13 protein-coding genes are annotated in these 14,779 nt (G+C 60.7%); 2 read left to right on the top strand and 11 right to left on the bottom strand.

What is annotated here, in order from left to right:
• Positions 1–115: 115 nt before the first annotated feature.
• The 10 genes from EDE09_RS20825 to EDE09_RS20870 form a co-directional block, all read right to left on the bottom strand.
• Positions 116–1,549, bottom strand: coding sequence for an aldehyde dehydrogenase family protein (locus EDE09_RS20825; RefSeq protein WP_132412771.1), 1,434 nt, complete (start codon positions 1,547–1,549; stop codon positions 116–118).
• A gap of 68 nt (positions 1,550–1,617) precedes the next feature.
• The gene (locus EDE09_RS20830; RefSeq protein ID WP_112801221.1) at positions 1,618–2,898 is read right to left on the bottom strand and encodes a TRAP transporter large permease; all 1,281 of its coding nucleotides are present in this window, start codon (positions 2,896–2,898) and stop codon (positions 1,618–1,620) included.
• Complete coding sequence (locus tag EDE09_RS20835) at positions 2,898–3,419, bottom strand: TRAP transporter small permease (protein ID WP_105370169.1); 522 nt, start codon at positions 3,417–3,419, stop codon at positions 2,898–2,900. Before EDE09_RS20835 ends, EDE09_RS20830 begins: the two co-directional genes overlap by 1 nt.
• A gap of 84 nt (positions 3,420–3,503) precedes the next feature.
• Positions 3,504–4,478, bottom strand: a complete 975-nt coding sequence (locus EDE09_RS20840) for a TRAP transporter substrate-binding protein (RefSeq protein WP_105370168.1) — start codon at positions 4,476–4,478, stop codon at positions 3,504–3,506.
• Positions 4,479–4,531: 53 nt separating this feature from the next.
• Entirely contained in the window at positions 4,532–5,413 is an 882-nt protein-coding gene (locus tag EDE09_RS20845; protein WP_132412773.1) for an amidohydrolase family protein, read from the bottom strand.
• Complete coding sequence (locus EDE09_RS20850) at positions 5,413–6,549, bottom strand: mandelate racemase/muconate lactonizing enzyme family protein (protein WP_112801225.1); 1,137 nt, start codon at positions 6,547–6,549, stop codon at positions 5,413–5,415. The genes EDE09_RS20845 and EDE09_RS20850 overlap by 1 nt, the downstream gene beginning before the upstream one ends.
• A 4-nt stretch (positions 6,550–6,553) precedes the next feature.
• Positions 6,554–7,459 (bottom strand): 5-dehydro-4-deoxyglucarate dehydratase, encoded by a 906-nt coding sequence (gene kdgD / locus EDE09_RS20855; protein ID WP_105370165.1) that lies wholly within the window; start codon positions 7,457–7,459, stop codon positions 6,554–6,556.
• A 75-nt stretch (positions 7,460–7,534) separates the two neighbouring features.
• A complete protein-coding gene (locus EDE09_RS20860) occupies positions 7,535–8,287 on the bottom strand; it encodes a FadR/GntR family transcriptional regulator (RefSeq protein WP_105370164.1) in 753 nt (250 codons plus the stop codon).
• Between the two features lie 191 nt (positions 8,288–8,478).
• A complete protein-coding gene (locus EDE09_RS20865; protein WP_112801228.1) occupies positions 8,479–9,708 on the bottom strand; it encodes an MFS transporter in 1,230 nt (409 codons plus the stop codon).
• A complete protein-coding gene (locus EDE09_RS20870; RefSeq protein ID WP_112801233.1) occupies positions 9,708–11,795 on the bottom strand; it encodes a TonB-dependent siderophore receptor in 2,088 nt (695 codons plus the stop codon). The genes EDE09_RS20865 and EDE09_RS20870 overlap by 1 nt, the downstream gene beginning before the upstream one ends.
• 257 nt (positions 11,796–12,052) lie before the next feature.
• On the opposite strand from EDE09_RS20870, the gene EDE09_RS20875 reads away from it, so the two are divergent.
• Positions 12,053–13,012: a trypsin-like peptidase domain-containing protein gene (locus EDE09_RS20875; protein WP_112801313.1), complete on the top strand. Its 960-nt coding sequence runs from the start codon at positions 12,053–12,055 to the stop codon at positions 13,010–13,012.
• A gap of 201 nt (positions 13,013–13,213) precedes the next feature.
• Positions 13,214–13,768 carry a DUF922 domain-containing protein gene (locus tag EDE09_RS20880; protein WP_112801315.1) on the top strand — a complete coding sequence of 185 codons (555 nt, stop codon included), beginning with the start codon at positions 13,214–13,216 and terminating at the stop codon, positions 13,766–13,768.
• Between the two features lie 82 nt (positions 13,769–13,850).
• Here the strand turns inward: EDE09_RS20880 and EDE09_RS20885 are convergent, their stop codons facing one another.
• Positions 13,851–14,759, bottom strand: a complete 909-nt coding sequence (locus EDE09_RS20885; RefSeq protein WP_105370161.1) for a DMT family transporter — start codon at positions 14,757–14,759, stop codon at positions 13,851–13,853.
• Positions 14,760–14,779 lie beyond the last annotated feature (20 nt).

The following is a 14,779-nucleotide window of genomic DNA, read 5'->3' on the forward strand; positions in this document are numbered from 1 at the left end:
TCAAATCGGACTACCCAGGCTCGCTTAGCCTCAATCTCTCAAACCGCCCGGTGCGGACCCGCATGCCGGGTGGTGTGGCAGGGGTGCGATTGATTAAATCGCCCCCTATGCCGATTCAGGCCAAGGTGTAGGCGGTCTTCACGACGGTGAAGAATTCCGCGGCGTACTTACCCTGTTCGCGTGGGCCGAAAGAGGAAGCCTTGCGGCCGCCGAACGGGACGTGGAAATCGACGCCTGCGGTCGGCAGGTTGACCATCACCATGCCTGCTTCCGAGTTGCGCTTGAAATGGGTGGCATATTTCAGGCTGGTGGTGGCGATGCCGGCCGAGAGACCGAAGGGCGTGTCATTGGCAATTGCCAGCGCTTCTTCGTAGTTCTTGGCGCGGATGACGCTTGCGACCGGTCCGAAGATTTCCTCGCGGGAAATCCGCATCTGGTTGGTCGCTTCGGTAAACAGCGTTGGCTGCAGATAGAAGCCGGGGGTATCGCGCTTGATAACTTCGCCGCCGAAGGCGAGCTTGGCGCCTTCCGACTTGCCGATGTCGATATAGTCAGTGTCCTGCTTCAGCTGCTTGTCGTCGACGACCGGGCCGATATGGCTGCCGGCCTTCATGGCGTTGTCGACGTTGAGCGTCTTCAGCTTTTCGGTCAGCGCCGCGACAAACTTGTCGTGGATGCCTTCGGTGACGATCAGCCGCGAGGAGGCGGTGCAGCGCTGGCCGGTCGAGAAGAAGCCGGAATTGGCGGCTGCTTCGACAGCGACGGTCAAATCCGCGTCATCAAGGACGACCATCGGGTTCTTGCCGCCCATTTCCAGCTGGAACTTGCGGTTATGCTCGATCGAAGCGAGCGCGACGCGCTTGCCGGTGCCGGTGGAGCCGGTAAACGTGATGCCGGCGAGGTCCGGGCTGTCGAGCATGGCCTGGCCGACCACCGAGCCGCGGCCCATGACGAGATTCAGCACGCCCTTCGGGAGACCGGCGCGGTGCAGGATGTCGACGATCGCCCAGCCACATCCGGGTACAAGATCGGCAGGCTTGAAGACCACGGTATTGCCGTAGCAGAGGGCTGGCGCGATCTTCCAGGCCGGAATGGCGATCGGGAAATTCCAGGGCGTGATGATGCCGATGACGCCAAGCGGTTCGCGGGTGATCTCGACACCGATGTTCGGACGGGCGGAGGGCACCATTTCACCGGTGAGGCGCAGGGCTTCGCCGGCGAAGAAATCGAAGATCTGGGCGGCGCGGATGACTTCGCCGGTTGCTTCGGGAAGGATCTTGCCTTCCTCGCGGGCCAGGAGCGCGCCGAGCTCGTCCTTTCGGGCGAGGATTTCGTCGGAAGTCTTTCTGAGGATCGCGTGGCGTTCGAGGATGCCGGAGCGGGACCAAGCGGGGAAGGCTGCCTTTGCCGCGGCGATCGCCTCTTTGGCGTCTTCGGCGCTGCCCTGGGCATACATGCCCACCACATCATTCGTGTCGGAGGGATTGATGTTCTTCGAAGCGTCGGAGCCGACCCATTCGCCGGCGATCAGGTTCTGGTAGATGGTCATTGACCTCTCCTTTCATGTGAAAGGCCCCGTCATGGGACGGGACCGTCAGATAAAGCTTGTTCAGTCGCTCACCTGAAAATGCTTGGCAGCCAGAGCGACAGGGCAGGGATGTAAGTCACGAGCAGCAATACTGCTATGCTGGCTCCGAAGAAAGGCCAGATCGTGCGCATCGCTTCACGTATCGTGATGCCGCCCACCGCGCAACTGACGAATAGCACGGTTCCGACCGGCGGCGTGTTGAGGCCGATCCCGGCATTGAGGATCATGATGACGCCGAAGTGCACTGGATCGACGCCGAAAGCCTTGACGACGGGCAGCAGGATCGGCGTTGAGATGATAACCATCGGTGCCATGTCCATGAACGTGCCAAGGACCAGCAGGATAAGGTTGATCATCAGCAGAACGACGATCGGATTGTCCGAGATCGCGCTGATTGCTGAGATGATCAGCGACTGAACCTGCAGGAATGCCATCAGCCAGCCGAACGCGGCCGCGGTGCCGATGACCAGCAGCACCATCGCCGTGGTGCGCACCGCGCCCATGACAGCCTCGACAAAACCTTCCCAGTTCAATTCGCGATAGACGAGCATGGCGACCAAGAAGGCGTAGAGGACTGCGATGCAGGAGCTCTCCGTCGCCGTGAACACACCGGAGCGGACGCCGCCGAAGATGATGGCGATCAACAGGATACCGGGCAGCGAGGCCAGCAGGTAATAACCGACGCGGGCGAGGCCGGGGAACGGGTCAGCCGGATAACCACGCTTAACGGCAACCCACCAGGCCGTGAACATCAGCGCACCGGCGAGCAGCAGGCCGGGAATGATGCCGGCGGTGAAGAGATCTGCGACGGAGACGTTGCCGCCGGCTGCGATCGAATAGAGGATCATGTTGTGCGAGGGCGGGATCATCAGCGCGATGATGGCGGCATTGGCGGTCACGTTGACGGCGTAGTCCTTGTCATAGCCGCGGGCCGCCATTTGCGGGATCATGAGTCCGCCGACAGCCGAGGCATCCGCAACCGCTGAACCGGAAATACCACCGAACAGCGTTGAGGCGACGACGTTTACCTGGCCCAGGCCTCCGCGCAGATGCCCGACGAGGCCGGCTGCAAAGCGGATCAGTCGATGGGCAATACCGCCGCGCACCATCAGGTCGCCCGCGAAGATGAAGAACGGGATCGCCATCATCGCAAAGACGTTCATGCCGGAATTCAGCTGCTGGAAGACGACGATCGGCGGCAGACCTATGTAGAGGACCGTGGCGAAGGATGCGATCCCCAGGCAGAACGCGATCGGCATGCCAATCAGCATCAGGACAGTAAAAGAACCAAAAAGGATGGCGTAGGCCATTACGCAGCCTCCTGCACGAGGACGTCGGCAGCCACTTCAATGCCGACAACGACATCGACAAAGCGCTCCAGAGCGAACAGAGAGATCATCGCGCCGCCGACGATCATCGGGAAGAAATCCGTGCCACCCGGCCAGCCGAGAACGGGAATGGTGGCCGACCACGTGCCGATCGCGAGTAGCGTCGAGTAATAGGCCATTCCGATGCCAAAGAGCACGATGAGGCCGAGACTTATGAGATCCATCGTTTTCTGGATCACCGGCGGCATGACGTAACGGACGATATCGAGCCCGAGATGCACGCTCTCGCGAACGCCGACGGCTGCTCCGAGCATGATGAACCAGGACATCAGATAAAGTGACAGCGGCTCGGACCATGTCGGGGAATCGTTCAGCACGTAGCGGCCGAAAACCTGCCAACCGACGATGAGGGTCATGGTGACCATGCCAATGCCGGCGATGTAAAGTGACATGCGACTGAGCCCGCCCAGAAGGGGTCTTATGGCCAGCATGAAGTTTCTCATGATTACGTCCTCCCGCCGGTGTCTGCGAAAAACCGGCCTACAAAAAAACCGGCCCTCGAAGGAGGGCCGGTCTACCGCTTGAACTTACTTTACGTCCTGGATGCGCTTCAGGAGATCCTTCATCTTCGCATCGGTAACGAAGCGGTCGTAGACCGGCTTCATGGCCGCGGAGAATTCTTCCTTGTTGACCTCGATCACCTTGACGCCGCCGTCGCGGACCTTCTGTTCCGAGCTCTTTTCACGGGCCGCCCACAGTTCCCGCATCTTGCCGACGGATTCCTTGGCGGATTCCTTGACGGCCTTCTGGTCTTCCGGGCTCAGCTTGTCCCAGGACGTTTTCGACATGACCAGAATTTCCGGGGTCATGGAGTGCTGCGTCAGGGAATAGTTCTTGGCCACCTCGTAGTGACGAGCCGATTCATAGGAAGGCCAGTTGTTTTCCGCCCCGTCGACGACGCCGGTCTCGAGCGAGGAATAGACCTCACCCATCGGCATCGGCGTAGGATTGGCGCCGAAGGCCTGCATCATTGCAATCCACATGTCCGACTGCTGGACGCGAATCTTCATACCCTTAAGATCGGCGAGCTTCTCCACCGGCTTCTTGGTCGTATAAAAGGAACGTGCGCCGGAATCATAATAGGCGAGACCAACGAGACCATGGGGTTCGAAGGCTTTCAGAACCTCATCGCCAATCGGGCCGTCGACGACCTTGTGCATATGTTCGGTCGAACGGAACAGGAAGGGAAGGCCCAAAACGGCTGTCTCGGGCACCAGGTTGTTGAACGGAGCGGCGTTCACGCGGTTCATGTCGATGACGCCGAAGCGGGTCTGTTCGATCGTGTCCTTCTCGCTGCCAAGCACCGAGTTGTTCATGACCTGGATCTTGATGCGGCCGTTGGTGCGCTGCGAAATCAGTTCGCCCATATACTTGACCGCTTCCACGGTCGGATAGCCGTCCGGATGGATGTCGGCGGAACGCAGCGTTACTTCCTGCGAATGGGCGGTTGTCGCGGCGAGCGCCAGGCCTAGTGCAAGGCCGAGCATTTTGGTGAGTTTCATGTTTTCCTCCTCTGGTAACACGCCGGAGCCTCCATGCTCCGGTCGTTCTGTCGTCAGTCTCTTTCAGCCGTCCACGCGGGAAGGCCGTAAAGTTCTTCTGGATTCTTCACGAGCGCGAGGTGACGGGCCGTGTCGTCTGGGAGCCAGCCGAGCACGGTATCAGTCAGCGCCGCATCGTTCGGATAATCGGCCTGCTCGCGGGCGAGATTGTGGGGCCAGTTGGTGCCCCAGACGATGCGCTCGGGCGCATAGGCTGCGATTTCGCGCGCCACTGCCGCCACATCGGCATAGTCCGGGCCGCCGGACTTGGACGACTCGTAGACGCCGGCGAATTTGAACCAGCACCTGCCGCCGTCGATCAGCCGCTTGACCGCTGCGACCTGCGGACTGTCGGGCGTGACGCCCGCAAAGAATTTGCCATGATGATCGAGCACCCAGCGGGACTTGAGCTTGGCCAGTCTTGCCTCGTGGTCAAGAATGTTGCTGCCGTCGAATTGTATCGCGAGCATCCATCCCTGGGAGGCTGCTTTCGAATCCACCGCTTCCAATTCGCCGAGGTTCACCGCGCCGCCGGGAAGATCCATGATCCGCGCGCCGACATTGCCCGCTGCGGAAAGGCGCTCCAGTTCTGGGTCCGACGTGGTCGAGTCGATGACGCAGACACCGCGGGCGATCGAGCCGAACTCGGCAAGGCAGGCATTGAGGTTGGAATTGTCGCGCTGCTGGGCATTGCCCTGGGTGACGATGACCCGATCGATGCCGATCCAGCGCATGAATTCAAGATACTGGGCAGGCGTCGGTAAATCTCCTGCCGGCAGGCCTGGGCCGCCGGGCAGGGAAGGGTAACCCGGCAGATAGGCATGCATCTGGGTATCGACCGCGCCCTTGGGCAGTTTAGTCTTGGGAGGATTGCCGGAAAGGGTGCGGACGAGCATCAGATGTCTCCCATGCGGAATTCAGCGAGCGCATCGCGGTTGATCTCGATCCCGAGGCCTGGGCCGTTCGGAATCTGCACCACGCCGCGCTCGTGTTCGATCGGCGTTTTGATCACCGCTTGCCGGAACGGGTTATCGGTGCGGTCGAATTCGAGGATCGGTTCGATCGGGTTGACGCGGACCGGGCTTGGAATCATTGCTGCCATGAATTGCAAGGCTGCCGCGATATGCACCGCCGTACCCCAGACGTGCGGCACGACGCGGATGCCATGCAATGCGGCGAGGTCGGCGACGCGCTTGGCCTCCGTGAAACCGCCCACGCCAGCCAAATCGGGCTGCAGAATGTCTACCGCACGGGTTTCCACCGGTTCGCGTATACCCCAGCGGCTGTGCCAAGTCTCGCCGCCGGCAACCGGGATCGGCTGTCTGGCGCGGACTTCTCGATAGGCAGCGAGCTGTTCCGGGACGACGGGCTCCTCGAACCAGTCGATTCCGAACTGCGATGCTGCGTTGCCGAGCCTGATGGCTTCCACCGCGTCATATCCGTGATTGGCATCGATCATCAGGCGCATGTCCGGGCCGGCGGCATCGCGGACTGCGCGTATGACGCGCAGATCTTCCTCGACGCCGAAGCCGATCTTGATCTTGGTGGCGTGAAAACCCTCTTGGCGGTAGCGGGCGACATCCGTCGCATTGTCCTCGACCCGGTCGACACCGTCGCGCTTGAAGCTGCCGGTTGCGTAGGCCTTGACGGACTCGCGAAAGCGACCGCCGAGCAGGATCGAGACCGGGACACCGAAATGCTTGCCCTTTATGTCCCAGAGCGCGATGTCGATGCCGGACAATGCTGTGACGGCAAGGCCACGCTGGCCCTGGTCGCGAAGCGCATTGTAGAGCCGCGCCCAGATCTTTTCGGTTTCCAGCGGATTTTCGTCGACCAGCCAATTTGCATAGGCTGCGACGACCGCAGCATTCGGTCGGGCAGGGCCAAGACACTCGCCCCAGCCGATCGTGCCGTCGTCGCACTCGATCTCCACCAGAATATGCGCGCGGCGATCGAAGCGCATGGAAGCGCTTTCGAAGGCGACATCGAGCTTGTGTTCGAGAAGATGGGTGCGAACCGATGCGATCTTCATGGCATTACCGCTTGTGGGAGCCGATGAGTTGCAGAAGCATGTCTTCTTCGTCCGCTGTCAGATCGTCCAGCGGCGGGCGTACCTTGCCCGCATCGAAGCCCTGGAGGCGAACGCCAGCCTTGATTGCCGAAACCGCATAACCCTTGCGACGGCTGCGCAGCGCCATGAACGGGTAGAAGAAGTCCCTCAGGATCTCCTCGCAGCGTGCGCGATTGCCCGCCCGAAGAGCCTTGTAGAACTCGACGGCCAGTCCCGGCACGAAGTTGAAGACTGCTGAGGAATAGGTCGTGAAACCGGCCCCGAGATAAGCTTCCGCAAAAAGTTCGGCAGTCGGCATACCGCCGAGATACATCAGCCGATCGCCCATGGTGGCGGTGATCTGCCGGACCAGTCCGATGTCGCCGGTGCCGTCCTTGAAGGCGATGAGGTTCGGGCACTCATCACACAAGCGCTTCAGCGTGTCGACCTGCAGGACGGAATTGTCGCGGTTGTAGACCATGACGCCGATGCCGACCGACTGGCAGATGCGCTTCACATGATGATAGAGCCCTTCCTGTGGCGCATCGATGAGGTAATGGGGCAGCAGCAGGATGCCATCGGCGCCGGCCTTTTCGACGGCGCGGGCGAGTTCGACGCCCACATGGGTGCCGAAGCCGCAGCCGGAAACGATCGCAGTCTTGCCGGAGGCTTCCTTGGCGGCTGCGACGATACCGGGAATTTCGTTCGGAGAGAGCGAGAAGAACTCGCCGGTGCCGCCGGCGGCAAAGAGAACCGGCGCCTCGAAACCAGACAGCCATTCGATATGGCGGCGATAACTTTCCGGTTGAAACTGGCCTTCCTTGTCGAAATGGGTGACGGGAAAGGACAGCAGGCCGGCCCCAAGCGTAGCCTTGATTTCTTCAGGCGTCATGATCTGTATTTCCTCTGTAAACGTCTCCTCCGGACGGAAATTGTCGTACAGGTCGGAGTTACTTGTGTCAACAAGTTATCTTACAGATTCCCGCATCTCTCTCAGGAGGGTCCGGTAGCGCAGTTGGGCACCGCGCAGGTGCCGTCGCATCGCCTCGCGAGCGCCTTCCTCGTCGCCCATGGAGATCGCGCTCACGATGGCGTTATGTTCATCGTCCAGGAGCTTGATATAGGCCGCCTGATCGGCCTCGGAGTCGTCCGGTCGCAGAGCAGCGCGGGGGATGAGATTGCGTCCGATCATCGTGAGAAATTCGCGGAAGCGGGGATTGTTTGTCGCTTCCGCGATCGCGAGATGCAGTGCGAAATCCGCCTCGCTCGTCGGCTTCGAGGCCTCCAGACAGGCGCGAACTGCGTCATGTCGTTCGAGGATAACTTCCTCCTGCGCCGGTGACCGCCGGAGCGCTGCGAGCCCCGCAGCCTCCACCTCCACTGCAGTTCTGAGCTCGAGCAGCTCGATCATCGACGACACGCGAGCGAGGTCGGTATTGGAAAGTGATAACATTGCGGGACGATTCGGCGCGGAGGTCTCCAGCACGAAGACGCCGGCGCCTTGCCGTGCCTCCACCAGCCGGTCGGCCCGAAGTGCGGCTATCGCCTCGCGGACAACGGTGCGGCTGACGCCATGGGCCGCCGTCAGCTGGGCCTCGCTCGGCAGTTTCGAACCAGGCGGAAACTGACCGCTGGCGATCGCCCGCCTGAGCGTTTCGTCAAGCCGGGATACGAGCGTTCCTGATTTCTTCCCGGTATCCGCATTCGTCTCCACGCTCATAGGTTCCCTCATCCTTCTCCAGCCACGCCGAGTATTCCACTCGGGATAGCGTCTATTTCCGGTGCCCTGTTGTGCAAGATGTATGATAACTTTGGGTGGTTGTCATCAACAACGTTCGTATTGCAGGAAGGCGCGGCGCGCTCGCCGCCGGAAAGTGGGCAGGAACAAGCGGCACAGATGCCGCTTCCGCCTTACGAAGCCAAAGCGTTTTCAGGTCTGGCCGATGCCGCAATCGCGGGGGCGGCAACGAGAGCAAGTGCCGCAGCAGAGGCAAAGAATATTCCGTAGCCGAAGGCGTTTGCAATCTGGCCGGCCAGGATTCCGCCGAGGATGCTCACCAAAGCGTCCATGCACTGAAAGAGGGTAAAGTCGATTCCAGCCTGCCGTGGATCCGACCAGCGCATGAACTGGGCGTAAAGCGCGACGAAGCCAAAAGCCATGATGCCGGACGAACTGCCGATCGCTGCGACGACCAGCAGGCTTTCCGGCAGCAGTTTGGTAAAACCTGCAAGGCTGAACAGCGCGAGAAACGCCGCCTGGACAAGGAGTGAGAGCGCCAGCACGGGCCGCACGCCCCACAACCTGACGCAGAGCCCGCCAAGAAGTGCCGCGGCCAAGCCCACGAAAAGGCTTCCCACTCCGTTCAACAGGCCTATCGTCGCCACGTCGAACCCGGAATCGACGAGGAAGGGGCCGATCATCCCGAGCGCTGTTTTCTGCGCGATCACAAAGATCGCCGAAACCAGGAGGCCGCGACGCAGCTCCGGCCGCCTCAGCGGAGCGCCGAGCGATGGAACGTGCTGACGGGTTTCCTCCGGCAGGTTCCGTGCGGCGCCGAACAGGAAGGGCAGGCCGAGAAGGAGCAGGATCGCTGATATCGTCCAGGATGCCTGAGACCAGCCGAAGGCCCCGACCAGGTAAAGGAACAGGCCACCGCCTATCGCCGAACCGAGATAGGCGCCGCCGACCTGTGCGGCGTTGCCCCAGCCATGCTGCGCCTTGGACAGCGTCTGAACCGCAAAACCGTCACAGGCGATGTCGACCGTCGAGGCAGCAAAGGCCACAACCGTCAGGCAGGCAAGCAACGGAAAGGCTTCACTCGGCGTCAGGCTGCCGACCAGCAACATGCCGACGATCGAGATCAGTCCGCCTGTCGCAACGATTTCGGCAGAGCGGTTTTTTCCTCTTGGCGGCAGCCGGTAGCGCTCCACCCAGGGCGACCAGAGGAATTTGAGCGCCCAGGGCAGCGCGATCAGCGAAACATAGCCGATCTGGTCGAGCGGTACGCCCTCGGAGCGCATGATCGCGGGAAGGCCGGCCCAGGTAACGCCGCCGATGACGCTCTGCGCGACGTAAAGCCCACCGATCCCCGTGAGCACGAGGAGCGGCGAGGGCGGGTTGCGGATCGCTGTCTCAGCCATCAGAAGCGATAACGCAGGCTGCCATAGACCGTGCGTCCTTCGTCCCAATAGCAATTTCCGGCAGAGCAAACCGCCTTCTGGGTGTCGAACAGGTTCTTGGCGTTCACCTGAAGGGTCAGACCCTTCAGGTCCGGGTTCTGATAGCCGAAGTCGTAGGACAAGGCAGCGTCCATCAACGTGCGGGAATCATTCTTGAATGTATTCGTGTCGTCGCCATAGCTTTCGCCGATATAGCGGACGCCGGCGCCGAGACCGAGACCGGCGAGCGGACCGTCTTCGAACAGATAGTGCCCCCACAGCGAAGCGATGTGGTTCGGTGTAGCGGAAAGCTGATTGCCGACCGTGCCTGCCAGTCCCTTGTCGATCTCCATGCGCATGTAGGTATAGGAGGCGATCAGGCTGAAGCCGTTGTCGAACGAGGCGTTTGCCTCGAGTTCGATGCCGCGCGAATGCAAGTCGAGCTGGCGCTGAACCTGATTGCCGTCCGCGTCGAACGTACCGTCATAGACCACGCCGTCGGTCTGCTTGATATCGAAGTAGTTGGCGGTGATGACGGCGTTCGTATCCGGGATCTCATATTTGACGCCCACTTCGACCTGGTCGGCGAGCGTGGGTCTGGCAACAGATCGAACGCCGGAGGTGTCGTACACGAAGCCGAGGTTTGGCGAGAAGGACCGCGAATAGTTGGCATAGGGAATTACGCCCCATTCGGTTTCGTAGGATATTCCAACTCGGCCGGAGAAGGCGCTATCGGTACTGTCGATCTCGGTCAGGGCAGCCGTGACGCTGTGCGACTTCGCCCAATCCTGTCGACCGGTCACGAAGAACGTCCATTTGTCCCATTCCATCTGGTCGTGGAGATAGAGGCCGTACTGGTTCATTTCCTGGCTGCCGGAGAAGAAGAAGGGCTGCGACTTCAGGTCGTCGACCGATACGAAGGAGGAGGCGGAACGTGCGCTGTAGTCGGTCCAGCTGTAGTTGAAGCCGGCGACGGCCGTGTGGCTGACCGGGCCGGTGTCGAACTCGAACTGCGCCATGTTGTCGATCGAGAAGTTCTTCACGTGTTCCTTGTAATGTCCCCAATAGCGGGTGGGAGCAGCCGGATAAAAGCCGCTATACTGCAGATCGGCATCGACGTCGTGATAACGCAGGTTCTGCCGCAAGGTGACGACTTCGTTCAGGCGGTGCTCGAATTCGTATCCGATGCGGCCCTGCTTGGTGGTGAAATCGTTCCAGTCCGGGTCGCCGGCATAGGTTCGCGAGACAGTTCCGTAGGTTGGATTGTCGTAGAAAGCCGTGCCGCCCGTGACCGAGCGGGAATATTCGCCGAGCACCGTTAGCTTGGTGTCTTCATCCGGCTTCCAGGTAAAGGCCGGGGCAATATAGAACGTGTCGTCGGGATAGCCATCAATATGGGTGTCGCTCTTCCGGCCGAGCGCTGTCAGGCGGTAGAGGAGCGTGCCTTCTTCATCCACAGGCCCCGACAGATCGATTGCCGCCTGATACCTGTTGTCTTGCCCGATCACCGTCTCGACCTCATGGAAGGGCTCGTCCTTGGGACGCTTGGTGACCAGATTGACGATGCCGCCGGGGCCGCTCACACCATAGAGCGATGAGGCCGGTCCTTTGAGGACGGTGATACCCTCCAATCCGTAAGGTTCGGTCCGAAACCAGGCCGAGGGGCCATTAAACTGCTTCAACCCGTCGCGGAAGAGACCGGTATAATAGGCCGGGAAGCCGCGAAGATAAAAAGCATCATAGCGGGAATCGTAGCCGAACGTGTTCGGATTGGCGCCCGCGGTATAGCTCAGCGATTCGTTGAGGGTGCGCGGCTTCTGGTCCTCGATCTGATCTTGCGTAACGACCGAAACGGCTTGGGGAATTTTGACGATCGGGGTGTCCACCTTCGTGCCGATCCGGTCGGATTTTGCGACATATCCTTCCTGAACGAGGATGTCGTCGCTTTCCGACTCGAGAATGATCGGCGCGAGCGTCGTATCGGCGTTGGGATCCTGAGCCTTCGCCCAGCCAATGGAAGTGATGACCACGCCTGCCGCCAGCAGGCCCACCCGCACTTTGATTCTCATAACTTGCCCCTAGACTCATGAATAGTTCGAGCTCACAAATATGATACTGTCTGTCAAGTATTAATGGCGGTTCGAACGGGGGCAATTCGAAGATATCGGCTGGTGTATCCGGTAAGCATCAGATGGCGAGGGATGAAATCGGCGTCCGCTTCAGGCCTGTCGCAGCGCATTCTTGTTTCGCGACGGCCTACCCACCACATGCTGTTCTTCTTCCGCTTCTTCCATTTCCAGAAGCGCGGATTTCTGGAGTTCTTGCCATGGGTTTCATCGACATCAATCCTCCTGTTCCCGAGGATGGCGCCCTGCTTGACGTCTATTCGGAGACTGTTGCCGGCGCGGTTGATCGCGTCGGCCCTGCCGTCAGCCGCATCGAACGGCTCGGCGACAACGGCCATGGGTCCGGCTTTGCCATATCGCCCGACGGGCTGATCATCACCAATCACCATGTCGTCGGCGACGCGAAGGCCGTGCGCATCCGCAGCGCCGACGGCGCGGTGGGGCAGGCGAGCGTGCTCGGGCGCGATGCGGATACCGATATCGCACTTGTTCGTGCCGACATGGACGTCCAGGCCTGGGCCAGGCTCGGCGATTCGAAGAGACTGCGCCGCGGCCATGTCGCGATTGCCATCGGCAATCCGCTCGGCTTCGACTGGTCGGTCACGGCCGGCGTGGTTTCGGCACTCGGACGCTCGATGAGGGCGTCGACCGGCCGGCTGATCGAGGACGTCATACAGACGGATGCAGCACTTAATCCCGGCAATTCCGGAGGTCCGCTCGTCTCGGCTGCCGGCGAAGTCGTCGGCGTCAACACGGCCGTCATCCGCGGTGCGCAGGGCATCGCCTTCGCCGTCGCCTCTAACACGGCGAATTTTGTGGTCTCCGAAATCCTGCGCTTCGGGCATGTACGCCGGGCTTTTGTCGGGATCGTCGTCGATACGATCGCGCTGCCGCGTCGGATAGCGTTGAAGGCTGGGATGACCCAGGAGACGACGGTACGCATTCGCCGCATCGATCCGGGCAGTCCCGCGGAGCGGGCCGGGTTGAAGGAGGGGGATTTCATCCTGGCGATCGACGGCCAGCCGGTCAGCGGCGGGGATGATCTTATCCGTCTCCTGGATGGAACGCGAATAGGCAGGGAAACGCCGATTACCCTGTATGATCTCGATTCACGGATCACCCACCGGGTGCTGGTTCCAGCAGCGAGGCCGAAGACCTGATAATCGGCCGAGTCGGCGCTGGTTGTCGCTTCCCGATCAGGATTGTCGCCGGCTATATGTATGGAGCAGATGCGGTGACGGGCGGCGGTGGAAATTGAAACTTGTGGCGGTTCTCGCTACGATTTTGCGCAAACACGCAAGGGGAATCGGTTGACGAAAGGCATTGGACTTTGGGCTGCAGCCTCTTTTGCGCTCCTCCCGATGGAGGCATCAGCGCAGGCTCAGTGGCAGCCGGTCGAACAGGTGCAGACCTATCCCGTTACCGGCGATTCCGGGATCGATCTCTATGGATCGATCGGTGAAAGAGGCCCAAAAGTGGGCAAGGAGGTTCGGGCCATTGCCCACACCAACTTCAAACTCACCTGGACTAGGAAATACGAACCACAGCCAGATGGTGCCTGTACCCTGGTCTCGGCAAAACCGAAGCTGATCATCACTTACGTGCTGCCAAAGCCCGTTTCTCCCTTGTCGCCGGAGATTAAGAGGAAATGGGATATCTTCATCGCGGGGGTCCGTCGGCACGAAAATGTGCACGGGGTTATGATCGTCGACATGGTGAAGGAGATCGAGCGGGTGAGCGTCGGCCTCACGGTCGCCAACGATCCGAGGTGCTCTAAAATCCGGACGGAGCTGACCGCGAAACTCGGCGAGATTTCCAGGACTCACCGCAAGCGCAACAGCGATTTCGACAAGGTCGAGATGAGCGAGGGCGGCAACGTCCATCAACTCATCCTGAACCTGGTGAACGGCAAATAGTCGAGGCAGCCGCAAGGGCGGCTGCCAGAACGATTCAACAAAGTGGCGTAGCTATCTGTTAAGGCTGACTAAGCGCAGTACTTCACCTCCTGCGCATCAGATTGACGATCAGCACGCCGAGGATCGCTATGATGCCGCCTGCGGCCCCGATTACGGTGGGCACTTCGCCAAGCCACAGGAAACCGATCAAGGTGGCGGTCGGGGGGACGCCATAGAGGAAGTTTGCGGCCCGGGCTGCGGACAGGCGCTTCAAGGCGACTGCCCAGGTGACGTAGCCGATCACGGTCGGAAAGACGACCAGATATGCGACGCTCCAGTTCACGTCGGCGGGCGCAACGGCAAGCGCCTGTATCGTGAAAGGTACCGCCGGGAGCAGGGGAATGGAACCGATCAGCATCAGCCATGCGGTGACGGCAAGCACCGGCATCCGACCAAGGATCGGCTTCTGCAACACGCTCGCGACGGCGGAGCAGAGGGCGGCGCCGAGAATAAGGATGGCGTTGGGATCGAGATCGAAGCCGTTTTCGCTCGATGCAGCGATAAGAGCGACGCCGGCAAACGAGACCGCCGTGCCAAGCCAACCCCACTTCCCGAACCGCTCGCCGAGAACGAAGGTCGCAATCAGCGCAGTAAAGACAGGCATCGTGTTGATGATGAAGCTTGCCGGCCCCGCGGCGACCGTCCGCTCGCCCATGTTCAGCAGGACCGCATAAGCTGCGATGAACAGGATCGCTGCGACGGAAAGCCTCACGACATCCCGCCTTGCGGGAAGTACCGGCCTTGCCGCAGCGAGATAAAGGACTGCGATCAAGGCCGCGGAAACATAGCGTGCGGTGGCGAGTTCGATCGGGGTCAATGCCCCCAGACCGATGCGGATGGCGGCGAAGGAGGAAGCCCAGAAAACGATCGTCACGAGGATCGCGGCGAAGGCAATCCAGTCAAATCCCTGTCTTTCATTCATTGCTGGTGAGTCCATTGCAACAGTGCTCATGTCTGCCTCCGTCTGGCGTA

Origin of the sequence: Neorhizobium sp. S3-V5DH (genome assembly GCF_004343065.1) — a bacterium.
Classification (GTDB): Bacteria; Pseudomonadota; Alphaproteobacteria; order Rhizobiales; family Rhizobiaceae; genus Neorhizobium; species Neorhizobium huautlense.